Consider the following 22,691-nt stretch of genomic DNA (forward strand, 5'->3'; position numbering starts at 1 on the left):
GTGAGGGCGGGCGGACCCGTCTCAGACGCTGCTTTCCCCTCGGCGGTGCGTTTCGTCTACCCTTGACGGGCCCGCATCGACATGTCAGAGGGGAACGTCTTGTCAGACAAGCCCAGATCCACCAGCCGCATCCTCACGGTCGGGCTCATGCTGTTCGCCCTGTTCTTCGGTGCGGGCAACCTCATCTTCCCGCCGGTGCTCGGGGCTTCGGCCGGGCCGCACCTGCCCGCCGTGCTCGTAGGCTTCCTCATCACCGGCGTCCTCCTGCCGCTCACCACGATCATCGCCGTGTCCACCTCGGGCGAGGGGATCAGCGGCATAGCCCGCCGCGTGGGACCGCGCTTCGGGACGGTGATGCCCCTGGCCGTCTACCTGTCCATCGGGCCCTGCTACGCGGTACCGCGGGTGGCCACGGTGTCGTACGAGCTGGCCACCCGCCCCGTGCTGGAGCTGGCCGGCGTTGATCCGGGCCGCTGGGCGCTGCCCGTGCATGCGGCCGTCTTCTTCGCCCTCACCATGCTGCTGGCCCTCAGGCCGTCGCGCATGGCCGATCGCATCGGGCACTGGCTCACCCCGGCGCTGCTCGTGCTCATCGCGCTGCTGTGCGTCGTCGTCATCGTGAGGATCCCGGCGGTGCAGCGCGGGCCCGCCGCCGCATACGCGGTCAGGCCCTTCGCAACGGGCCTGACCCAGGGCTATCTCACGATGGACGTGCTGTCCGCCTCGGTGTTCGGCATCGTCGTACTCAATGCGCTGCGCTCCCGGGGATTCGCTGAGCGGCGCAGGATCGTCGGGGCCGCCTCGGCAGCTGGCGTCATCGCCGCCGCGCTGCTCGTCCTCGTCTACCTCGGCCTGGCCATGCTCGGCACCCGCGTCGATGGGGATCCGAGCGACGGCACAGCCCTGCTGCGGGGCGCCGCCGACCTGTCGCTGGGCGGTGTCGGTGTCGTGGTCTTCGCGGCGGTCGTCGTACTGGCCTGTCTCACCACTTCGACGGGCCTGCTCAGCGCGTGGTCGAGTTACTCTTCCATGGAGTGGCCCCAGGTGGGCTTCGGCAAGGAACTCGCGGCGAGCACGGCGGTGTCCTTCCTGCTGGCGAATCTGGGGCTCAGTACGATCGTCATGATCATCTCGCCCGTCACTCTGCTCCTCTACCCGATCGCCATCACCCTCGTTGCAGTGACGCTCGTCGACGTGGCGGCCCCGGGGCATCTGCACGCCGCCTATCTGCTGGGCGCGGTCTGCTCGGGTCTCCTCGGACTGGTCTCGGCGCTGGCCGACGTCGGCTGGAGCGCGCCGGGCGATCTGCTCGCCCGGACCGGCCTCTGGAACGACCAGACCGGCTGGATCGTCCCGACGCTGGTCTGCGCGGTGGTCGGCCTGCTCATCGACATCATCGCGGGGCGCTGGAGCGGTCCTGCCCCGGCGGTAGGGGAGGGGGCCGCTGCCGACCCCGCCACGGCTGCGCGGCCCTGAATCGCGGTGGGGCCGGATCGCATTGAATGCTCTGCGGCTGCCGGTTTCTCTCGGCCAGGTCGCTCGTGTGCTCGGGCGATGAGGATCAGCCACCCAGCGTCGACACTCTGGCTACGAGAACCGGCTGGAACGGAATCCTGCGGTGTTCGTGATGGCATGTTCCGTCGAGTTCGGCCTCGACCGGATAGGGGGTCTGAGTCATAAGTCGTTTCGTCGCCGTCGATCTGGAGCCGGTTCCGGGCGGGTGATCATTGGCGAGATCGTTGACGGGCGCTGCGAGGCCCACGAGGTGCGCCTTTCCCCAATGACCTCTTTCCCCAATGACTTGGTACAGCTGCCCGGTGCCGGTGGTGTGCGCCTGTGCTGGAAACGTTCTCGGACTGTTCGCCCAAGTGCGCGCCGGCCTGACCGCTGGTCGCGGCGGCGCAGAAGGGGTCGGTTGAAGCGGTCGGCATCGCATGGCGGGTCCGGGCGGTGGATCCACCCCGGTGTAAAGGTGCAAATGGATGGGCTTCCATGACACCGTTTCGGTCGTGGCAGGTGTACCTGGCTGCGGCGAGGCCTTCACCTTCATCTCCAGCGGCCCTTGGTCACTGGTGGGCCTCGAACCGTCCGCGCAGGTACTCACCGGGATCTCGCGAGTCGATGACTTCACCAACGGGCTCGGCGTGGACCGCACCGTGCGCTATTTGAAGAGTGCCTCGGGCATGTTGCTGGACTTCGCCTGCCAAAAGACGGGTCTACGGCGACGCCGCTGGTCCTGACAGTCGTGGTCTGGAGTCGTCCTCGTTTGTGCGGATTTCACATCTGCTTTTCATCAGTGTCCGGAAACGTAGAGCACTCCAACCCATCGCTAGTTATCACCAGAGCCTCGGGCAGACACCCGCGCCGAGCCTTCAACCCGCTGAACTACACACTCACCTAAACCGATTGCCGACCTCCTGGGTAGAGACCGGGGCTCCGGATCATCCCCGCTTGCGCGGAGTTTACTCTGACCTTGCCGTCGGCCTTCTCGGCGGCGGCTATCTGCTCGTCGATGGTGAGGGTCGCCGGGCGTTCGGGTGTCGCGGCCGACTGAATGCGGCGGTTCGCCGCGGGAGCGCCCGTGGCGGGCGTCTTCTCGGCGGCCCAGGCGGCGAGCCGGTCGGCGTAGGCGCTGATGTCGTCTCCGGGGCCAGCGAGGAGGTCGGCGGGGATGCCCTTGGCGGCGGCGACCTCGAGGGTGGCGGCGCGGGCCTCGGCGGCCTTCGCGCGGGCCTCGGCCCGGGCGAGCGCGTTGGCCTGCTTCTGGGTCTCGGTCTTGGAGGCCTCCTCGATCTCGTCGAGGCGTTGGCGGGCCTTGTAGTTCTCCTTGGCCCGGTCCTCCCACTTGCGGGCGTGGGCCTTGAGCTTGTCGTACTCGGCCTTCCAGTCGGGCTCGGGTGCGGGGGCCTGCTGCTCGGGCTGCTCGGCGGGCGTGGTGGTGTCATCGGACATGACGGGTCCTTCCGTGCGGATGGTTGGGTGCCGGCCGTGCGGCCGGGCATGAGAGGAACCCGCGCCATGGATGGGTGGCGCGAGGCCGGAGAGTTGGCCTGGGCGTGACGAAGACGGCTGGCCTGCCCGCGACGCGTTGCGCGCCGAAGTGGGCTGGCTGCCGCCTTCCGCGGCCAGAGTATCACCTGGGCAGCCGTATGAGCGCGTTGCTGTGGTCGATGATGATGATCTTGCGGATCTTGTGCTGGCCCTTGAGGCGCCACTCGATCTGCGCGATGGCGAGGTCATCGGCCAGGCCGCATCTGGCCAGGTCGATGACCATGCGGTCCGACTGTTTCTTCGCCCGGCTGAACTGGCTCGCGATGGTGCTCTTCTCGGAGCTGCCCGTCGGGCTCTTCATCTCCCACACGCCGCTGCCGTCGGGGCCGTCGATCTCGACGTTCGGGTTCTTGGCGCCGGGCGTGTAGGAGACCGGCCTGAACCTGATGTTCATCCCGGCGTTCGCGAGGCGCTCGGCGGTGCTCATCTCGTGCGGTGCGACGGTGAGGCCGTCGGGGACGGTGATGCTGCCGCGTCTGGGGCGGACGCCGTCGGTGTACCGGTCGGGGTGCTGGCGGCGCATCTCGGCGAGGATCGCGGACTCGTCCGTGGTCTTCGCGGCGGCGCGGGCCTGCTGGTACTGCTCGTACAGCGCGTCCGGGTCGTAGCCGTCGATGCTGGGCGTGCGCGGCCCCCAGCACGGCACGATGGCGCAGTCGCACCGGTCGTGGTAGCGCCCGCCCTTCTTGCGCTGGGCGGCCGTCTCCTTGGACCGGTACACCCAGCCGCGGCTGGCGAGCATGGAGCAGAAGGCGCAGGTTTTCGGGCCGCGGGGGATCCTGGCGTAGCGGACGTCGGCGGGGTCGGCGTCCATGCTGGCGCCGATGGTCTGGCGGCCGGCGCCGAAGATGTGCTGCTGGAGCAGGCCGCCGAGCCTGCCCGCGAGCGCCTGGGGGTCGCCGCTGGTGTCCAGGTAGCGGGCCGAGGACTGGACCCGGGCGCCGTCGATGGTGTCGTCGGCGAGGGCGGTGAGGCCGTCGGCGGCGCGTAGTTCTTCGTACCAGTCGGCGGCCGCGGCGGCGGCGACCGTGCCGTACTGCTGTGCCAGGGCCTCGACGTAGGCGGCCAGGGCCTCGATGGCGCCAGGCTGGGACGGATCGAGGCCGGCGAGGAATCCGGCGAGCTGTCGTTCGGCGGCCTTGACGGCCGCGTCGATGGCGTCCGTGTACCGGTCGATGTCTCGTCGGCCGAGCACGGGTCAGGACTCTTCCAGCCCGGCGGCCTTCCGCTCGGGCAGCCGCAGGATCACCGGCACGGCACCGGTCGTCCTCACCCCGGCGGCGCCGAGGGCGTCGAAGCGGGCCTTCATGTCGTCAGCCCCCTTGGCCGCTCTCCTGCGGCCCGGTCTCCTCGGCGCCCGACCGGGGCTGCTGCGGCTGGGTGAGGGCGGCCAGCTTGTCGAGGGTGGCGCCGGCTTCGGCGCGCTTCTTGTCGGCCATGAGCCGGGTGATCTCGGTCTGCGTGTAGCCGAGTTTCTCGAGGACGATGGGGCTCTCGGAGAGCCAGCCAATCGCAAAGATCTGCTTGATGACCGCGTCGGACCTGCTCACGATGGACGGACGGGACGGGTCGCCCCAGTGGGTGCGGGTCCGCCGGAGCTCCTCCGGCGGCCCGGTGAGGCCGTAGTGGAGCATGACAGCGTCCTGGTAGACGCGGGCGAGCGGGCCGGACCGAGTGCGCATGGTGCGCTCGGCCTTGATGCAGAGGTCCTCGCGGCTGGCGGCGATGGCCTCGGCGGAGGACGGGGAATCATCCCGCTTGCGCGGGGTTTACTTCCACGCGGTGACGAATCCCGACGCGGCGGCCGGATCATCCCCGCTTGCGCGGGGTTTACTTGTCCGCCAGGTTCGGGCTGGCGACGACCCGCAGGATCATCCCCGCTTGCGCGGGGTTTACTGGGCGACGATGTACACGGTGTCGATGCGCGGGGGATCATCCCCGCTTGCGCGGGGTTTACCAGTGGCTGCATGAGGCCTACCGCGCCGGCGTCGGATCATCCCCGCTTGCGCGGGGTTTACTCGCGCATGAGATAGTGCTCGATGAGCATGTCGGGATCATCCCCGCTTGCGCGGGGTTTACTTGATATTCATGCCGGGGATGTTCCCGGAAGGGGGATCATCCCCGCTTGCGCGGGGTTTACGATCCTGTCGAGCTTTCTGGAAATCGGGAGAAGGGATCATCCCCGCTTGCGCGGGGTTTACGCGAGCGAATACACTGAAAAACTGCATCTCCCAAGGATCATCCCCGCTTGCGCGGGGTTTACCGAGCATCGACGTCCGCTTCTTCGAGAAGACTCGGATCATCCCCGCTTGCGCGGGGTTTACTCGTACTGCATTTTCAGGCTGTGGTACAGCCCGGGATCATCCCCGCTTGCGCGGGGTTTACTGTCCAGCTTCTTGGACACCGGGAGAAGTTTCGGGATCATCCCCGCTTGCGCGGGGTTTACCATCATGGTGGGCGAGGAATCGATGCGTGCGAGGGATCATCCCCGCTTGCGCGGGGTTTACCGCGGATGGCGAGTGGACGGATGGCGAGTCCCAGGATCATCCCCGCTTGCGCGGGGTTTACGCTACCGCACGGGCTACTCGTGGGACAATGGCGGGATCATCCCCGCTTGCGCGGGGTTTACAGACGCCGGATACGCGAGGGAGGACAACGATGAGGATCATCCCCGCTTGCGCGGGGTTTACCGCGCCCGTGACTAGGGGAAACGCATAAAAACGGGATCATCCCCGCTTGCGCGGGGTTTACCTGATATCCCGCAACGCCACCCTCAACTTGGCTAGGATCATCCCCGCTTGCGCGGGGTTTACTCGTCGTTCAGATCTCGTGTTATCTCTTCGGGGGGATCATCCCCGCTTGCGCGGGGTTTACTGCACGTTATCGCAGCAATACGCCGCGAGCCCGGGATCATCCCCGCTTGCGCGGGGTTTACGGCGGCTACGGCTCCGTGGTGAGGGATTGCCAGGGATCATCCCCGCTTGCGCGGGGTTTACTTCTTCATCCTTAATGGTCTCGTCGATTTTTCCGGATCATCCCCGCTTGCGCGGGGTTTACCGGCTGGGACGTCAACAAAGTCGTTGCCGTGAAGGATCATCCCCGCTTGCGCGGGGTTTACAGGCATGGGATATGAGCTGGGTCCTGCCCACCAGGATCATCCCCGCTTGCGCGGGGTTTACCGACTACGCGCCCGACCTGGGGGGGACACCGAGGATCATCCCCGCTTGCGCGGGGTTTACGTGCGGGGTGAGGGCGAGCCGCCCGAGGGCGGCGGATCATCCCCGCTTGCGCGGGGTTTACCGGGGATTGCTGATGCTCAGTCTCATTTTTTCAGGATCATCCCCGCTTGCGCGGGGTTTACGCGACCGTCACCAACGCCGTCTCCGATCTCGGTGGATCATCCCCGCTTGCGCGGGGTTTACCTGATCGGCGAGTGCGCACAGGAGACGGACTGGGGATCATCCCCGCTTGCGCGGGGTTTACGGCAACCCTAAGTTATGGGGCGTCTGACTAGGCGGATCATCCCCGCTTGCGCGGGGTTTACTCGAGGCTGAACACCCACTTCAGCGAGGCCGCGGGATCATCCCCGCTTGCGCGGGGTTTACACCTACGACCTTCCCAACTACACCGGCGAGCTGGGATCATCCCCGCTTGCGCGGGGTTTACCCCCGGCAGTAGGCGTCCCCGACGGTGCCCGCAGGATCATCCCCGCTTGCGCGGGGTTTACGTGTACGCCACCCGCACTGAAGGAGAAGTGCGCGGGATCATCCCCGCTTGCGCGGGGTTTACCTCGACCGCCCTTCGGGGGTCGGCGAGTGGGCCGGATCATCCCCGCTTGCGCGGGGTTTACCCGGCGCAGCGGAAAACCAGCGACGTGCCCCCCGGATCATCCCCGCTTGCGCGGGGTTTACTTGGTGGGGTCCCGGCTTCCTTGGAAGCCTAACGGATCATCCCCGCTTGCGCGGGGTTTACTTGGAGAGGCATCCGATCATGCCGGTGTGAATCGGATCATCCCCGCTTGCGCGGGGTTTACTATGACGCTTGACCCGGACGCCCCCGGCCTGTAGGATCATCCCCGCTTGCGCGGGGTTTACTATGACGCTTGACCCGGACGCCCCCGGCCTGTAGGATCATCCCCGCTTGCGCGGGGTTTACTCTATCCCCCACCAATCCCCGAAGCCGGCGTAGGGATCATCCCCGCTTGCGCGGGGTTTACGCCGCATTCGCCGTCTCGAGCAGGAGGTCCGGGGGATCATCCCCGCTTGCGCGGGGTTTACCCCCCTGCGAGTCAACCGCGGCCCGAATCGCCGGGATCATCCCCGCTTGCGCGGGGTTTACGCGGATACCCGCTTCAGGTGATGAAGAAGTTTAGGATCATCCCCGCTTGCGCGGGGTTTACCGTGCTTTCCTCGAGGAGGGCGGCCTGTCGAAGGGATCATCCCCGCTTGCGCGGGGTTTACCCATTCGTGGCTGCTCTCATCGAAATGCACGCCGGATCATCCCCGCTTGCGCGGGGTTTACACCGGCTTTCTCCCGCTCATTGAAAAATACTCCGGATCATCCCCGCTTGCGCGGGGTTTACGCTTTCCTGATGGCCACGCAGGGGTGGTGCGCCGGATCATCCCCGCTTGCGCGGGGTTTACACTTTCAGGACGGCGTTGATGGCCGCGTTCCGGGGATCATCCCCGCTTGCGCGGGGTTTACGGAGCAGTTTCCACTACTGATCAGTGGGAAGAAGGATCATCCCCGCTTGCGCGGGGTTTACTATCGTCGCCCAGTACGACGGCCAATGAACGCGGGATCATCCCCGCTTGCGCGGGGTTTACCGGGCCGCGAGCCAGTCGCGGAACCGGCGGTAGGGATCATCCCCGCTTGCGCGGGGTTTACGGCTGCATCTTCCCTTCGTTCTCGGCCGCGTTGGGATCATCCCCGCTTGCGCGGGGTTTACTTACGAAGTCTGTGGGTACTTCTTTCATTCTGCGGATCATCCCCGCTTGCGCGGGGTTTACTCCCGCCCGAGGAGGTCCGGGAGATGCGACGCAGGATCATCCCCGCTTGCGCGGGGTTTACGCGGAGCCGCGGCACATGCTGACGATGTCGTCGGGATCATCCCCGCTTGCGCGGGGTTTACCGCGCCTTCCTCGAGGAGGGCGGTTTGTCGAAGGGATCATCCCCGCTTGCGCGGGGTTTACAGCTCGTCGAGCTCCGGGGCTTTCACCACAGTGGGATCATCCCCGCTTGCGCGGGGTTTACCCTGTTCTTGCGATCGTTCCTCATATCAGTCTCCGGATCATCCCCGCTTGCGCGGGGTTTACCGTCGACACCCGGGTGTGGACCGACGGGGTGTGGGATCATCCCCGCTTGCGCGGGGTTTACACGATGCGCGGGTGGGCCTTCCGCCACAGCGTCGGATCATCCCCGCTTGCGCGGGGTTTACGTCGGCGTGATCATGGCGTGGTTGGACGCCCAGGGATCATCCCCGCTTGCGCGGGGTTTACCCGCCTGCCGCATCCACGGTCGGCCCACGTGCCGGATCATCCCCGCTTGCGCGGGGTTTACCCGAGTCGGAAGGGGGGTGCGGGGGGAAACCGAGGGATCATCCCCGCTTGCGCGGGGTTTACTGGGTCGGCGAGGACGGCCCGGAGCTGGTTCGGGGATCATCCCCGCTTGCGCGGGGTTTACCCGGCTTGACATCCGCTCAGGGGCCCTGTAGTGGGATCATCCCCGCTTGCGCGGGGTTTACTACTCCGGCGTGTCAGACATAGCGCCTCACCTCGGGATCATCCCCGCTTGCGCGGGGTTTACGATGTCGCCACTGGCATGACCAATTTCCCACAAGGATCATCCCCGCTTGCGCGGGGTTTACGCCGCATTGATTCCGAGCAGGTTCATGCATTCGGGATCATCCCCGCTTGCGCGGGGTTTACCGAGAAAATCGGGAGATGAAGCTTCTCGGTGTAGGATCATCCCCGCTTGCGCGGGGTTTACACGAGCGGTCACGGCCGGTGCCGCTGGTATTCTGGGATCATCCCCGCTTGCGCGGGGTTTACGTGGGCGTCGTTCACATCGCCCCTCCACGTGGGCGGATCATCCCCGCTTGCGCGGGGTTTACTCTCCATAGGATTCTCAGGCGGATTATCACGTGGGATCATCCCCGCTTGCGCGGGGTTTACTCGTCCGTCCTGGTATTGATGTCGGCGCGGGCCGGATCATCCCCGCTTGCGCGGGGTTTACGAGCCGCGTGAGGCTGAAATCCACATCGAGTACGGATCATCCCCGCTTGCGCGGGGTTTACGTGGAGGCTGCGGTCTCGCGCGATCTGGACACGGGATCATCCCCGCTTGCGCGGGGTTTACATCTTGTCGGAGACGAGCTTGTCGGTCTCCTGCGGATCATCCCCGCTTGCGCGGGGTTTACGAGTACATCTCCGAGCTCCTGAGCGACACGCTCGGATCATCCCCGCTTGCGCGGGGTTTACTCTGCAGTCAGGAGACGGCAGCGGCTGTGCTGGGGATCATCCCCGCTTGCGCGGGGTTTACACTGCCGCCGGGGGGGGCACGGCGTTCTCTCCGGATCATCCCCGCTTGCGCGGGGTTTACTCCGCCTGAGAATCCTATGGAGATTCCTGAATTGGATCATCCCCGCTTGCGCGGGGTTTACATCGAGCGCCTGTCCGACGCGGGCGTCCTGCACGGATCATCCCCGCTTGCGCGGGGTTTACAGCAGGTTCATGCACTCGTCCCACACCCGGGTCGGATCATCCCCGCTTGCGCGGGGTTTACTTGATGATATCCAGATCCGGTATCCGCAGGAAAGGATCATCCCCGCTTGCGCGGGGTTTACCTCGCCCCGCTCCAGAAAATGTTTCAGCACGTAGGATCATCCCCGCTTGCGCGGGGTTTACTCTTCGCCGTGGCCCAGGTTATGATGCTGCCCAGGATCATCCCCGCTTGCGCGGGGTTTACTACACGTCGCTGTGGCTCGGCGCCAGCCGGAGGGGATCATCCCCGCTTGCGCGGGGTTTACACGAAATAGCCGGCCGGCGCCCACTCCTGCTTCGGATCATCCCCGCTTGCGCGGGGTTTACAAGGAGAGGAAGAACAATGTCATTCCAGGTCAAGGATCATCCCCGCTTGCGCGGGGTTTACCCTTCCTCACTAGGCGGGATACCTTTGAAGGAGGGCGTACGTCTTCACTGCTGACCTAGTGCCCGTTCCGTAGAATTGCGGAAGCGTCGTCGGCGTGCGGCGATGGACCAAGCTTCTTTTGCGGGCTTGACCGAACCAGGAAGAGGTGCGGATCCTTCGGTTCTTTTGTCGTAAGGTGTTCTCATAACTAGACACCCTTCAAGGTCAACCGGTATTCGATCATGTCCTAAAGATTTAATTGCGAAATGCTGTTCCGATCGAGTTGAATAGATGAGTAAAGCCCTGCCGTTTTCGATGTGCTTCTGTATTAACTCCCATAGGTGTTCTCGGACCCTCGCTGACAAATGACCAACATACACACCGGGGTCTATTTCGAGTAGCCAGCGTGTCAAAGCTCCGCGTAGTGCGGCTGGTGTGGCTGAAAGAAGGATGATTACCATGGTGGATCGCCATCCTCAAATCCTTCAATGGAAAATTCATAGTTCGATCCGCCCGCGACCTGTTGATGCTGGTAGTCCCAGAGGGAAACAACGTTGATGTCCAAGTCCTCTGTTTCGTCCGCTCCAAGGAGCGTGTGGATGTCGTGTACCGCATGCTCGATTATTTTGAGCTCAAAAACTTTGTCGCGAACACGGCGGCGTGTGGTTCCTGTTAGATCCTCCATTTCTTCTGTGACGACATCAAAGGCAATAGGTATAGTGGTCTCGGCTTTGTATAGATCAGCAATATCATAGACGAAGGAGCGCTCATGTCCAGTATGGACGAACCCAAGACCCGGAGAGCATCCCAGCGCGACGATGACAGCGTGGATGACTCCGTACAGGGCTGCATGAGCAGCAGATAGCGTCTTATTAATGGAATCGGAAGCCTCAAAATCATCAGGACGATAATCTCGTCGTCCCCATGAGACCCCTGTCCGTTTGGAATTTTCCCGATAAACAGTTCGAATCCGCGCTCCCTCCCGGCCGCGTAGCTGCTGCATGGTCAGCCCGCTGACGTCCTCGTTCTTGAAACGCATGCAGTACATTTGTCTAGCTACTCGGAGGCGTTTCTGCGGTGAAGAAACACGTGCTGCTTGTTCAACCAAAAGACGCGTTGATGATGCGAGGGAGCGCCCGTGCGCATAATAGCGCACGCCGTGTTCTCCCACCCAGATCGCCGTGGTTCCGCACTCTCCTAGAAGGCTCATTGCTTGGTGACTGATGGATGTTCCGGGCCCTAGGAGAACTGCGAGGAGAGAGGCTGCAGGTACTCGGACAATGCCTTTTTCGTCCCGAGCTGTCAATGCACCGTCTTCACGGTGGACGACGCAGTGCTCCAAATAGAGAAAGGTCATCCGGTCCTGAACCCGGGGGAGGACTGTTACTGGTACGGGGGGAAACCTGCTCATGTCAGGGCCGCCGAGTTCGAGCGAGCGTCATGAGTCCGCAGCCATAGGCTTTGGAAGGCCCGAGGCCGCTGGTGAGAATCCGTCGAAGAGCTGGTGCATCAGTGACGCGCAGTAGTCCTTCATAGACGGTGCGATTGATCGTGACCCGATCCCTTCCATCTCCATCCGAGCGGCTTCGGGTGAAGAGCGGGCGTTCCCGGCGGACCACAAGGACTGATGCCGTGTCTGTTCTTTTTCCTGGTCGATCAACCTCGCCCTGCCCGTCCGAATCCAGTATCGAGAAACCGTTCTTCGCGCTTCTGCACAGAAGCCATTCTCTTTGCTGCTCGGCTGTGACATGACCGTACCGCTTCCCCCGTGCTCCGGGACCTCGCGATGCTGCATAGGCCGGATTGGCGGCCAGGCGAAACGCCCAGACTTGATCATCTGCAAGACGGTTGAGGAAGGGCCGGTAGTCGAGGCTGCGAGCTTCAGTGCCACTGGCTGCTGCCTCTAGCACCAGTTGACTGACATCTGGTGTCTCCGACGACAGTAGGTACAGCGTAGTGCCGAAAGCCCCCTCATCGACGCGCCACAGGATGCGCCCAGTTTCTTCGTTCGACGACTGCTCATTCGGCGGGCCGTCGGGCAAGCTTTTGGCGGCTGCTTTCATGACGACGGCATGCATCACTTGGGGAGAGCCCAAATATTTCCGAGCAAGTCGTCTGCCGGGATCCAGCTCGATCTTCGTCAGGAACATGCGCCCGCCTCCTCCAACTCCGACATCGGATCGTGATGGTCAGAAACAGGGGTCCCTAGTGGGACCATCAGTCGCTCGATGTCACGGAAGCCGTAGTCACGACGCCGCGGATCGAAGGTGATGGGTACGTCACGACTGCCATGCACGTCCTTGTTGCGTTCCTTCTCCGGGCTCACCTCTTGGTCGATGAGGAGCTCTGCGTCGAAGGCTTCCGGGTGGCCGCGACGGAACCAATCCGAGGCCAGCCATGGCTCATTGCGTAGAGCATCAAGGAGCGGAGCCTTGCGTAATCCCAATGACATCGGCTGCCCCGGAGGGCAGGAGCGCCGTCCCAGATACAACGGGAATGCTGGGTTCCGGACTGCCTCGTTGATGCCTTCCAGAAGCGCTCGGTCGCCTTCGATCCCAGCGAGGAAGACGGCATCAGCGAGGTAGTACCGTTCCGACAGCGGCATCGAAGTCCTGCCGTCCAGCGTGCGCGCGGTGTGAAAGTCGCGGATCACCGTGCCGGGTTGATCCTTGCGCACGCCGAAACGCAGCGTGAGGAGGTCTTCGATCGGATCGGTGCGGCGTCGTCCGACCGCGGCTGCGAGCATGCCGATCACCCCGCTCTTGGTGGGCGCCAGCTCAGTGGCTCTGACGGTGAATCGAGACTTGACCCCCCATGCCTGCAACGGCCCCGCGAGCCGTAGGAGCAGAGCGGTCATCAGGCCTGCTCCTGTCCGGAGATGCGCGGCGCAACTATCTGGCGCACCTGTGCGGCGAGGTCGTTGAAAGAGACCCGCTCACCGAGGGAGTCGACGGCGGCAGAGTCCTCCAGACTCACAGCGAGACTCCTCAGGGGGCGAGTCCCATAGTTCTTCTCGACGGTGGTCGCATACGCCGCGAGAGCTTCCACCGAACGGGCCACATAACCGCGGGCGGCATCCGCGGCGACCGGGTTCTCGAAGGCCCCGACGAGGGAGACCGGCTGGTCCTCGCGCACGCACACGACGACAGTGTCCGGAAGGGTGCGGTTGGCGAAGGTGTTCTGCTTGCCGGTGGGCATGGACAGACTGAATCCGTTGAGGAAGGCCTCCAAGGCGCGCAGCGCCACCTCGTCGTCGCCGAGGTTCTCCCGCAGCATGTCGATGTTGACGGTGGCATAGCGGTAGACGGTGGCGGAGGAGAACTCGACCGTCCCCATCATGCCGGCGCCCGCATCCTCCTCGTCCCTGGACTCCTGCTTCGCGTCGTCGACGGCGGTGAAGAAGTCGTACTCGTTCTCGGCGGCGTGGGTGGAGATCGCATGGGCCACTTGGCAGGCGGCGTCGACATTGAGATCCGTGTCATCGGCGACCATGCGCCCGAACAGTGACACGTCGATGGCATGCTCCTCCTTGAGGATCTTCTTCGCAGCCCTGGCGTCCAGATCCTCCCCGCTGCGAACTGAGACCACCGCGAGCTCGGCCAGACGGCTCACCTGACTGCGGGAGAGGAACAGAAGATAGCCCGGCTCCTGCGGCGCCTCCTTCTTCCCCCGCGGGACGGAGAGCTTGATCTTGGCGGCCTTGAACATATTCTCGGCGAGTGCGGTCGCTGATTCTGCGAGATCCGGGGCCTGGGCCACGATCTCAGTTGCGAGGACCTCGACGACACGTTTGGTGCGGATTCCGAGTTCTTTCCTGTTCAAGTGGTCATTGAAGTACAGGCGAGTGGCGCGCTTCCAGGACTGACTGGACACACGCAGACGACGAACACCGCCGTAGACGGCCGACTTGGGGGAGCCGGAGTCGTCGCGGTTGACGCAGGACGGTGGGAGGTTCTGGATGACATGGATGTCGACGTAGGTGTTCATGGTCAGTTCTCCGAAGGGTTCGTGGTGGAAGTGGACGTGTCGGTGCTTTTGCTGTCTGGTGCGGCAGCGCTGTCCTGCGGTACTGAGTAGTACTGGCGCGCCCAGCGCAGCTGGACGGTCTTGGCGCCACCGGGGCGCTGGAACCGGACAATGTCATCTGCGAGCATCGCGTGGTCCACGGGGATCTCCTTGGCGCGCAAGAGCGAGACGAAGGTGCGCAGATGGTGCTGAAGCTCGGCGATCGTCGCAGAGGTGACGAGGGCGTTGAAACGAGCTCGAGCGGAAGGGTTCTCATTGTCAGGTGAGCCGATCAAGGCGCGCGCGGATCTTCCCAGCCCGTCACCAGGTTTGAACATGCGTATGGGTTTTGATTGCTGGTGCACGGCGTAGAGCGTCATGGCGGTGTGGACGGCGATCTCCTCCCAGGTCGGCTCATCATCTGCGTGGTCGGGAACCTTCACCTGGGTCAGCTCCCAGATCTCGGGGATCTCACCCGGGCTCTTGGAAACTCCTCGACGCAGGGCGGCGAGGACACCCCGTGCGTGGGAGTCGTCCCTAAGGATGCGTTCCTGGAGGCCCATGCTCCCGCCGATCCGATGGTTCACCGCCAGCCCTGCGGGACCCAGGCGTCGAGATCTCCTGCGCACTGCATCAGGAGGGGTGACACCACCGGCCGATGATCTGGTGCTGTCCTGGACGGTCATGCGTGGACCTTCTCTCTGCTCTGTTCGGATGCTGGGGCGGGAACGTTCTTGTTGAGATTGGCCCGGAACCAGGCCAATGCCTTGCCGACATCGATGCGTCCGGCCCCTTCGCCTCGCCCGGCGAATGCGGTGGTGGGGACCGTGTCCGCCAAGGCCCTCTGCTGGGCGAGTGCCTCACCGCGAAGACGGAATCGCCACTCGTCACGGGCACAGTTCGGGTCTGCGCCGTCGAGCGAGGCAAGCCAGCGCGGGAACTCCTCATCGATGACGAGGTAGAAGGAAGCGCCGGCGCGTTCACGGGCCGCCTGCGTCGTGCCCGGATCGCCCCCGGCGGCCCTGTCCAGATTCGCCGCGAGACTGCGCAGGGCCGAGGCCACCTGCTCGCTTTCCTCCATGGCCTCGTGGACGAGTGCGGCAAGACGTGTGTTGTCAGGATCGAGAAGGCCTGCTGGCAGGGTGAGGCTGTCGGCGACGAGCTCGGTCACGACGGCTTCCTGCGGACCGTACTCAATGCCGATGGCGTGCACCGGGATGAGTCCGTTGAGTAGGACGATTCCTTGCTGCATGAGCTTCTGATAGAAGCTGATGACGCCCGGTGGACGGTACCTGGTCACCTCACCCGCACCCTTGACCTTGACCGACGGGCTGAGCTGCGAGATCAGGGAGGGCAGCCCGCGCCAGAGCGCCCTGTCCGCCGGCAATTTGCGAGGCATGAAGACAGCGGACTTGAACTTCTTCGTCTGGGGTTCCGAGTAACGCCAAGCCGTGAGCGGCTCCACGGAGTAACGGTTCTGCGGCGTTGCCTTGTCCCCGTTCCCGAGGAAGAGACCGATGACTCCGCCGTCGTCGCCATGGAGCAGGACGCGACGGGTCTGCCACGTGTAGCAGGCGACAGGCCCGCTGGGAACCAGGGATGCGGAACCGGCCGGGCCTTTCTGCTCTTGTTCCCAAGGGGCGCGATCGGTCTCAGGATCGACTTCTTCAAGACCCGGCACGTCTTCAGTGACGACTGTATTCAGCAGCAGCGTTTCAGCAAGACTGTTCCCTCTGATCGTCACGACGCCGATCTGTCCAGCCCAGCCGGGGCCGATGGGATAACCCTTGCCGCCTTTGACCCGCGGATCCCCGACGGCCCCGGAACGAATACCGGATGGGTCGAACGCGTGGACATGGACGAGCCAACGCGCTGCTTCTGACCAGGGGATTCGCTCGAGTCCCTCGGCCATGCGAGTCGTGAAGAAGGGATTCCCGTTGGGGACATCGATGACCAAGGACTCCAGCCCTGAGGTCTTCTGGGACTTGGAGTGAATTCCCGCTACTTGGAAGAACGGTCGCTCTGGATCGCGCAGATCGAAGCGGTCGCGGTAGCGCTCCAAGTAGGCGGCGGCATCCCGGCCGAGCCGCTCGGGCTCCCGCCAGTAGCCCTCCCAGACGTCCAAGTCCTCCGGGCCGCCCATGGTGCGGTGACAGATGGCCAGCAACAGGCGCAGGATCGCCATGTCCTGGGTGGCGATTTCCCCGTGGATGCCGGCGATGCCCGACGCCTCCCGGAAAACCGTGAGAAGTGAGACCTCGTCGGACGCGCCATCGAGCCGAGTCACTCGTATCCACGGCTCGTCGAGCAGATTGAAGGTGTGCGTCATTCGGAAGGGACCTCCTTGAGCCCGGTGGATGAGTCGTATTCCAAGGTGATGCCGATCAGCTCGGCACGCCCCTCCACGAGAGGGAGGAAGAGCTGACCTCTCAACTCACGATCATTCTGCCACTCGGGTATGACAAATTCTCCGAGCGCGCCTATTGCGCTGTCGATTGTTCGTGGATTGGTGAAACGGGGAGGAAGACGCACCATCGACATGGCCATGGCGCGGACGATCCTGGGGTCGGGCACCCGGTCCGTCGGGATGATGGCGCCCGGCGCTCCCGGCGCGTTCGGCAGGGTTCTGACTTCCGTCTGCCCGCCCTCGCGATGCACGTCGAGGAGGATGACCTCGAGGGAGTCCTCGCCATCGCGGACCTGGGCCCGGCCCCTCTCCTCGTCGTCGCTGGCGGTCGTGTGCAGCCAGTTGACCAGTGAGGTGCGCCTGGCCGCCATCTTGGGTGCGGCTAGTAAAAAGCTCTTCGCGGAGTCACGCTTGCCCTGATCCTGTTCGCTCGCCTCGGCCCGTGCTCGTTCCACGGCCTCCTGCCAGGACGACGGCACCAGTGCGTCGGGGGCGTAGACGGCCTCGATGAGCTCGTGGACGTCGTCGGGAACCCGGACAGCGCCCCTTCCGCTCAGTACCCGGTTAAGGGCAGCGGCTGTGAACAGCATGTCCTGTTCGCCGTATATCTTCTTGGCGCCGGATTCGATCCTCGGGCTGGGATCGTCGGACCGGGGGAGCCGATCCACGTAGCACGTCGGAGTGGTCAGCCCGTCGGGCCGGGGCCGCTCGTGTCTGTGGAGCCGCCCCATGCGCTGGAGCACGAGGTCGATCGGGGCGAGATCGGTGACGAGGAGGTCGAAGTCGACGTCGAGGGACTGCTCGACCACCTGCGTGGCCACGACGATCGCCCGGTGCGGGCGCTGCGGCGCCTTTCGGAGAGGGCCGAAGCGGTGCAGCAGCTCGGCATCCTTGGTCAGCCGGTCGGCGATGGTGAAGCGCGCGTGGTTGAGGCTGACATCATCGCCGAAGGCCTCGCGCAGCTGCTCGTAGGTCTCCTGGGCGCGGCGGACCGTGTTGCGCACGACCAGGGCGCAGCCGCCGTCAGCCAGGGCATCGCGCAGCAGCAGGGGAAGGTGAAGGTCCGCGTCTTCTCCGAGCCGTCGTAGCTGAATCTCGCTGCGCTGCCCGGTGGCCTGTGTCGGGGCCACCTCGACGTTGTCAACATCGGCGGTCACCAGGAAGGGGAAGGGGGTGCTGATCGGTTCCGGTGCCGGATTCCTGGGAATCTTCCGCCCCGCCGCGAGGCGCAGGCCGCGCTGGTAGGCGTCCACCATTGCGGCGCACCGCGCCTCGGAGAGGGTGGCCGACAGCAGCACGACGGGGACCCCGTAGGCGGCCAGCCAGGTGAGCGCGCGGTCGAGGTAGACGTTCATGTACGTGGAGTAGGAGTGCACCTCATCCACGATGACGACCTTGCGCGACAGACCCAGGTGCCGCAGCGCCAGGTGCGGCGAGCACATCGCGGCGAAGAGCAGGTGGTCGACCGTGGTCACGACGAAGTCGGAGAGCATCGACTTCTTCCGGCCGTTAAACCAGGACAGGATCGCCAGATCCGCGCGGCGGCGGTCCGCATCGGCGGCGTCGTGATTCACCGGCGCCTCATCGCGGCCGACGTCGGCTGGCTTCAGACCGGCCTGCTCCGGGTCGTCGCCGCCCAGGCCGCCGAGAAGCCGGTCGTGGATCTCCCAGCCTCTGCGGCGCAGGCGGCCGGCCTCCCGATTGAGGCGGGCGCGGCCGTGCTGCAGGCTGACGGCGAAGGTGGAGGGGGAGCCGCCAGGGGCGTACGAGCCCTCGATGCGGGCCAGCCAGTCGAGTTCGCGGGAGAACATGGCGTCCGTCGTCGCCTGGGTGGGCAGCGCGAAGAGCACCCCGGCCCGGCTCATCCGGGCGGCCAGGATCTCCGCCGCCATGAGCGCCGCCTCGGTCTTGCCGCCCCCGGCGGACTCCCCGACGATGAGCAGACCTGGAAGACCCATGGTGCGGGCGGCCTCGACGGTGCGCTGCTGGGCATTCGTGGCGTGGGAGCCCGATGGTAGATCGAAGCGTGAGACGAGGAGATCGTCGGGAGCGCTCCCCTCGTCCCGGGGCCGCCACGGCGAGGGGATCTCCAGCCGGTCGATGCCGGCCCGGGCGCGCTGGGCGTGCGATGCGGCGGGGAGGAACTCCAGTCCATCCTCGTCGAGGCGCAGGAGCGGGAAGTAGTCCTCGCAGGAGGCGATCCAGTCCGCGACGATCACCAGTCCCGAGAGCTCGACCAGGAAGGGTTGCGACCATGCGCTTCTCGCCCACCGGTCCAGAAGAGGTCCTGCGCCGGTACGGAGTGTGGCCAGCTCCAACAGCTCGTACTGGGCCCGGGCCCACGCCTCATCGCCGAGCAGGTGCTCGTGGCCGATGAAGTTCGTGGTGAGGGCCGCGTCGGTGGCAGGGATGCCGTGGTGCGCGCCGACGACGGAGGCCAGCGCCTCGGCGGGCCCGTGCTCCCAGCCGTGTGCGTCCTGGAGCCAGCACGCGAGGATCTTCTGCCCGGCCAGGGCGTGCGGTGCCTTCCGGCGCTCCACCCGGTCGATCGGCTCATGGCGCAGGCCCGCTTCACGCATCCGGTCGTCGAGGCCTGGAACCTGCATGGAGAACGCCGGCGTGCACTTGCCGACGTCGTGCACGCCGGCGAGCCAGGACGCCAGGAGGCAGAACTCGTCAGTGGGGGAGAGACCCGTGCCGGAGGTGGTGAGCTCCCGCTCGACGAAGTCCCCCACCGTGGGCGCCACCCAGGCGCGGGCCAGGTGCTCCGCCACGGCCGCGGCGTCGAGCAGGTGCAACCACAATGGCAGCCAGCGCTCCCTCACCGGGTCGTACCCCGACTTCGCCCACACCACGCGGGCGGCCGTGCCCAGTGCTGCCGGCGCCGTGCTTGCCACGTTCCGCTTCTCTTCTTTTTTCTCCTGCACGGGGCCTCCTTCCGATGACACCCATGCTCACGCACGCCACCGACATTTTTCGGCCGATGCGTGCCGATGCATGAGGAATGGACCGGCCCTGCCCTGCGTTACGCAAAGGGAACGTCGCCGGGCAGGGCGACGTCATGACGAGAGGAATCCATGCTCATCATCGGCTCGGTCCTTGCCGCGCTCGCGGCGCTGCTGCACGTCGCCATCTTCGCAATGGAGTCACTGTCATGGACGGGCGAGCGCACCCGCGCCATCTTCGGCACAAGCCTGGAAGAGGCGCAGGCGACTCATGAAATGGCCCTCAATCAGGGCTTTTACAACCTCTTCCTGTCCATCATCGCCGGGCTCGGCGCCATCCTGACCGTCAGCGGAGCGCGCACCACGGGTCCCGCGCTCATCCTGGCCGGTACCGCGTCCATGCTCGCGGCGGCCCTCGTGCTGTTCTGCTCCTCGCCCGGCAGGCGCGGAGCCGCGCTCAAACAGGGCGTCCTGCCGCTGCTCTCCGTGGCACTCGTCGTCCTCGCCCTCATCTGACGGGCCGCGGTGCGGGCGGGCCCGGAGGTCGCTCGGGTCCGCGCCTCGCTCCCGTCCGACCTGGTTGCAAGCCTTCACCGGTCCTCGACGGGGCCGGTGCCGGTGAGGTGCTTCATGTCGGGGTAGCGCTCGCCGCGGGGCCTGGGCAGGTCGTCGAGCTCGGCGACCTGCCGGTCCGTGAGGCGGACGGCGGCGGCCGCGAGATTCTCCTCCATGCGGGGCAGGTGGCGGGTGCCGGGGATCGGCACGATGTCGCGACGGTCCCCGCCCTTGGCCAGGAGCCATGCGAGCGCCACCTGGGCCGGTGTCGCCCCCGTCTCCTCGGCCATGGCCTCCACCGCCTCGACGATGCGCAGATTGGACTCCAGAGCGCCATCCGCGAAACGGGGGTTCGCGCGCCGGAAGTCGTCGGGGTCGAGCTGGTCGAGGCCGCGGATACTGCCGGTGAGGAAGCCGCGGCCCAGCGGAGAATAGGGGACCAGGGCGATCCCCAGTTCGCGCAGAACCGGGAGCGCCCCGTCCTCCACATCCCGTGACCACAGCGAATACTCGGTCTGGACCGCGGCGACAGGGTGAACCGCATGAGCACGGCGTATCGTGGCCCCGTCCGCCTCGGAGAGGCCGTAGGCGAGGATCTTGCCCTCCGCCACGAGCTCGGCGAGCGCGCCCGCGGTCTCCTCGATGGGCACCGTGGGGTCGGGCCGGTGCTGGTAGTAGAGATCGATCCTGTCGGTGCCGAGTCTGCGCAGCGATCCCTCCACCGCGAGCCGGATGTTCTCGGGGCTTCCGTCGTAGCGGCGAACACCATCCGCATCCGCCGGGTTGCTGAGCATGCCGAACTTCGTGGCGACCACGGCTTGGTCGCGGACGCCGCGCAGCGCCCGTCCGACGAGCTCCTCGTTCGTGCAGGGGCCGTAGATCTCCGCCGTGTCGATGAGTGTGCAGCCGAGATCGAGGGCCCTGCGGATCGTTCGCACCGATTCGTCCTCGTCCTGCCCGGCACCCGTGTAGAACGCCGACATACCCATGCAGCCCAGCCCGATGACGCCCGTCTCGAGGCCGGAGCCGCCCAGTCGTGTGCGGTGAAGCATGAACGCATCCCCCATCTTCTGGTAGAGCTCGATCTTGTGGTCGATGGCGGCGAGGTCCTGGCCCAACCCGTCGAGCCGGGCGAGCACGTCGTGGCGGTGCTCGCGCAGCAGCATCAGGCGGTCGTGCGCGGTCGCCTCGCCCCGCCGGGCGAGCCGGGCGTAGCGGCGGATCATCCCGATGGGCATGCCCGAGCGCCGCAGCTTCACGAGAAAGGCCACCCACCGCGTGTCCGCGGGCCCGTAGACGCGGCGCCCGGTTCCGTCGCGCGGCACCGGATCGCGCATGAGCCCGGCCCGCTCGTAGTAGCGCAGGGTGTCGACGGAGAGACCGGTCGTCTCCGCCAGTTCCCCTATGGGGATGCCTTCCGGATGGGGCTGCGGCGCCGGATCGCCTGACCGTTCGTCCATGACAGGAAGGCTAGGGGCTGGAGCGCGCTCCAGGACAAGTACGGATGCCCCGCTCAGCGGCGCCGTGCTCACGGCTGGGGGACGGGGTGGTCCGGGCGCTCTCCCGACCGGGCCCGTGGGCGTGGCTCCGCTCGTCCTGGGACGTAGCTGACGCCGTCGCCCAACCTGGTGCGCATCACGGCGATCGCCTCGGGGTTCTCGTCAATGAGCAGGAAGCGCCTGCTCAGGGCCGCCGCCGCAGCGCCCGTCGTTCCGGAGCCGGCGAAGAAGTCGAGCACCCAGTCGCCCGGCCTGGAACTGGCCGCGACGATGCGCCGCAGGATCCCCTCGGGCTTCTGCGTGGGGTAGCCGGTCTTCTCCCCGCCCGTCGGCGAGACGATCGTGTGCCACCACACATCGGTGGGCAGCTTGCCGCGCGCCGCCTTCTCCGGCGTGACGAGCGAGGGCGCCATGTAGGGCTCGCGATCGACCTCGGACGAGTCGAACCAGTAGCGGCCCGGGTCCTTCACGTAGACGAGGATCGTGTCGTGCTTGGCCGGCCAGCGCCTCCTGGTGCGGGCGCCGTAGTCGTAGGCCCAGATGATCTCGTTGAGGAAGCGGTCGCGCCCGAACAGCGCGTCCAGCAGCACCTTCGCGTAGTGCGCCTCGCGGTAGTCCAGGTGCAGGTAGAAGGTGCCGGTGCCCGACAGCAGCCGCCAGGCCTGCTCCAGGCGGGGCTCCAGGAACTCCCAGTAGTCCTCGAAGACGTCGTTGTAACCGAGCACCATGCCGCGCACCGTCTCGTAGCTCCGCCCTCGGAAGCCGAGCCTCGAACCGCTCTCGGCCGCCATCGTCGTGACGGCGCGACGGCTCTGCACCGTCCCGGTGTTGAAGGGCGGATCGATGTAGATCAGCTGGAAGGCCTCGTCCGGCAGCGCGCGCAGAACGGGCAGGTTGTCGCCCTCGATGACGATGTCGGGGCCATCAACGCTCCACGGCGCCATGGTGCTCACAGCTCCAAGGTAAACGACGCCCGACCGCGCCGCTGGCGCCGCCGCCGAAATCGGGCGATCCCGCGGGGGCGACTGCGCCGGCCGCCGCCGTGCCCCTGGGCAGCCCTGCCCGCGGCCTTGAGGTTCCCCGTTTTCCGGAAGGCCGTGGA

At 65.8% G+C, this 22,691-nt stretch carries 16 protein-coding genes and 1 CRISPR repeat array; of the genes, 3 read left to right on the forward strand and 13 right to left on the reverse strand.

Annotation, left to right across the window (positions count from 1 at the left end; translation table 11 throughout):
* Nucleotides 1–99: 99 nt before the first annotated feature.
* Together brnQ and R2N01_RS02180 are read left to right on the forward strand one after the other, a co-directional pair.
* Nucleotides 100–1,476: a branched-chain amino acid transport system II carrier protein gene (gene brnQ, locus R2N01_RS02175; RefSeq protein ID WP_316667993.1), complete on the forward strand. Its 1,377-nt coding sequence runs from the start codon at nt 100–102 to the stop codon at nt 1,474–1,476.
* A gap of 506 nt (nt 1,477–1,982) precedes the next feature.
* Nucleotides 1,983–2,240: a hypothetical protein gene (locus tag R2N01_RS02180; RefSeq protein WP_316667995.1), complete on the forward strand. Its 258-nt coding sequence runs from the start codon at nt 1,983–1,985 to the stop codon at nt 2,238–2,240.
* A 157-nt stretch (nt 2,241–2,397) separates the two neighbouring features.
* On the opposite strand, the gene R2N01_RS02185 is transcribed toward R2N01_RS02180, so the two are convergent.
* The 11 genes from R2N01_RS02185 to cas3 all read right to left on the reverse strand — a co-directional run bounded on the left by R2N01_RS02185 (nt 2,398) and on the right by cas3 (nt 19,487).
* Entirely contained in the window at nt 2,398–2,952 is a 555-nt protein-coding gene (locus R2N01_RS02185; protein ID WP_316667997.1) for a hypothetical protein, read from the reverse strand.
* 181 nt (nt 2,953–3,133) lie between these two features.
* On the reverse strand, nt 3,134–4,246 hold the full coding sequence (locus tag R2N01_RS02190; RefSeq protein WP_316667999.1) for a hypothetical protein: 1,113 nt from the start codon (nt 4,244–4,246) through the stop codon (nt 3,134–3,136).
* A 118-nt stretch (nt 4,247–4,364) separates the two neighbouring features.
* Nucleotides 4,365–4,733, reverse strand: a complete 369-nt coding sequence (locus R2N01_RS02195) for a hypothetical protein (RefSeq protein WP_316668001.1) — start codon at nt 4,731–4,733, stop codon at nt 4,365–4,367.
* A 63-nt stretch (nt 4,734–4,796) separates the two neighbouring features.
* Nucleotides 4,797–10,199: direct repeats of the CRISPR family, unit length 28 nt; unit sequence GGATCATCCCCGCTTGCGCGGGGTTTAC.
* 44 nt (nt 10,200–10,243) lie between these two features.
* Nucleotides 10,244–10,639, reverse strand: a complete 396-nt coding sequence (cas2e, locus tag R2N01_RS02200; RefSeq protein ID WP_316668003.1) for a type I-E CRISPR-associated endoribonuclease Cas2e — start codon at nt 10,637–10,639, stop codon at nt 10,244–10,246.
* Nucleotides 10,633–11,589 (reverse strand): type I-E CRISPR-associated endonuclease Cas1e, encoded by a 957-nt coding sequence (gene cas1e / locus R2N01_RS02205; RefSeq protein WP_316668005.1) that lies wholly within the window; start codon nt 11,587–11,589, stop codon nt 10,633–10,635. Before cas1e ends, cas2e begins: the two co-directional genes overlap by 7 nt.
* Nucleotide 11,590: 1 nt before the next feature.
* Nucleotides 11,591–12,328 (reverse strand): type I-E CRISPR-associated protein Cas6/Cse3/CasE, encoded by a 738-nt coding sequence (gene cas6e, locus R2N01_RS02210; protein WP_316668007.1) that lies wholly within the window; start codon nt 12,326–12,328, stop codon nt 11,591–11,593.
* Nucleotides 12,319–13,035, reverse strand: coding sequence for a type I-E CRISPR-associated protein Cas5/CasD (gene cas5e / locus R2N01_RS02215; protein WP_316668009.1), 717 nt, complete (start codon nt 13,033–13,035; stop codon nt 12,319–12,321). The genes cas6e and cas5e overlap by 10 nt, the downstream gene beginning before the upstream one ends.
* On the reverse strand, nt 13,035–14,165 hold the full coding sequence (gene cas7e, locus R2N01_RS02220) for a type I-E CRISPR-associated protein Cas7/Cse4/CasC (protein WP_316668011.1): 1,131 nt from the start codon (nt 14,163–14,165) through the stop codon (nt 13,035–13,037). The genes cas5e and cas7e overlap by 1 nt, the downstream gene beginning before the upstream one ends.
* 2 nt (nt 14,166–14,167) lie before the next feature.
* Nucleotides 14,168–14,869 (reverse strand): type I-E CRISPR-associated protein Cse2/CasB, encoded by a 702-nt coding sequence (gene casB / locus R2N01_RS02225; protein ID WP_316668013.1) that lies wholly within the window; start codon nt 14,867–14,869, stop codon nt 14,168–14,170.
* A complete protein-coding gene (gene casA, locus R2N01_RS02230) occupies nt 14,866–16,512 on the reverse strand; it encodes a type I-E CRISPR-associated protein Cse1/CasA (protein ID WP_316668016.1) in 1,647 nt (548 codons plus the stop codon). The genes casB and casA overlap by 4 nt, the downstream gene beginning before the upstream one ends.
* Nucleotides 16,509–19,487, reverse strand: a complete 2,979-nt coding sequence (gene cas3, locus R2N01_RS02235; protein WP_316668018.1) for a CRISPR-associated helicase Cas3' — start codon at nt 19,485–19,487, stop codon at nt 16,509–16,511. Before cas3 ends, casA begins: the two co-directional genes overlap by 4 nt.
* Before the next feature lie 180 nt (nt 19,488–19,667).
* Here cas3 and R2N01_RS02240 point away from each other — a divergent pair, with 180 nt between their 5' ends.
* Nucleotides 19,668–20,051 (forward strand): DUF1304 domain-containing protein, encoded by a 384-nt coding sequence (locus tag R2N01_RS02240; RefSeq protein ID WP_316668020.1) that lies wholly within the window; start codon nt 19,668–19,670, stop codon nt 20,049–20,051.
* Nucleotides 20,052–20,125: 74 nt separating this feature from the next.
* On the opposite strand, the gene R2N01_RS02245 is transcribed toward R2N01_RS02240, so the two are convergent.
* The gene (locus tag R2N01_RS02245) at nt 20,126–21,550 is read right to left on the reverse strand and encodes an aldo/keto reductase (protein ID WP_316668022.1); all 1,425 of its coding nucleotides are present in this window, start codon (nt 21,548–21,550) and stop codon (nt 20,126–20,128) included.
* Nucleotides 21,551–21,618: 68 nt separating this feature from the next.
* Nucleotides 21,619–22,533: a site-specific DNA-methyltransferase gene (locus tag R2N01_RS02250; protein WP_316668028.1), complete on the reverse strand. Its 915-nt coding sequence runs from the start codon at nt 22,531–22,533 to the stop codon at nt 21,619–21,621.
* Between the last annotated feature and the right edge of the window lie 158 nt (nt 22,534–22,691).

The sequence above is a fragment of the uncultured Propionibacterium sp. genome (genome assembly GCF_963539965.1).
In the GTDB taxonomy this organism is placed as follows: Bacteria; Actinomycetota; Actinomycetes; order Propionibacteriales; family Propionibacteriaceae; genus Propionibacterium.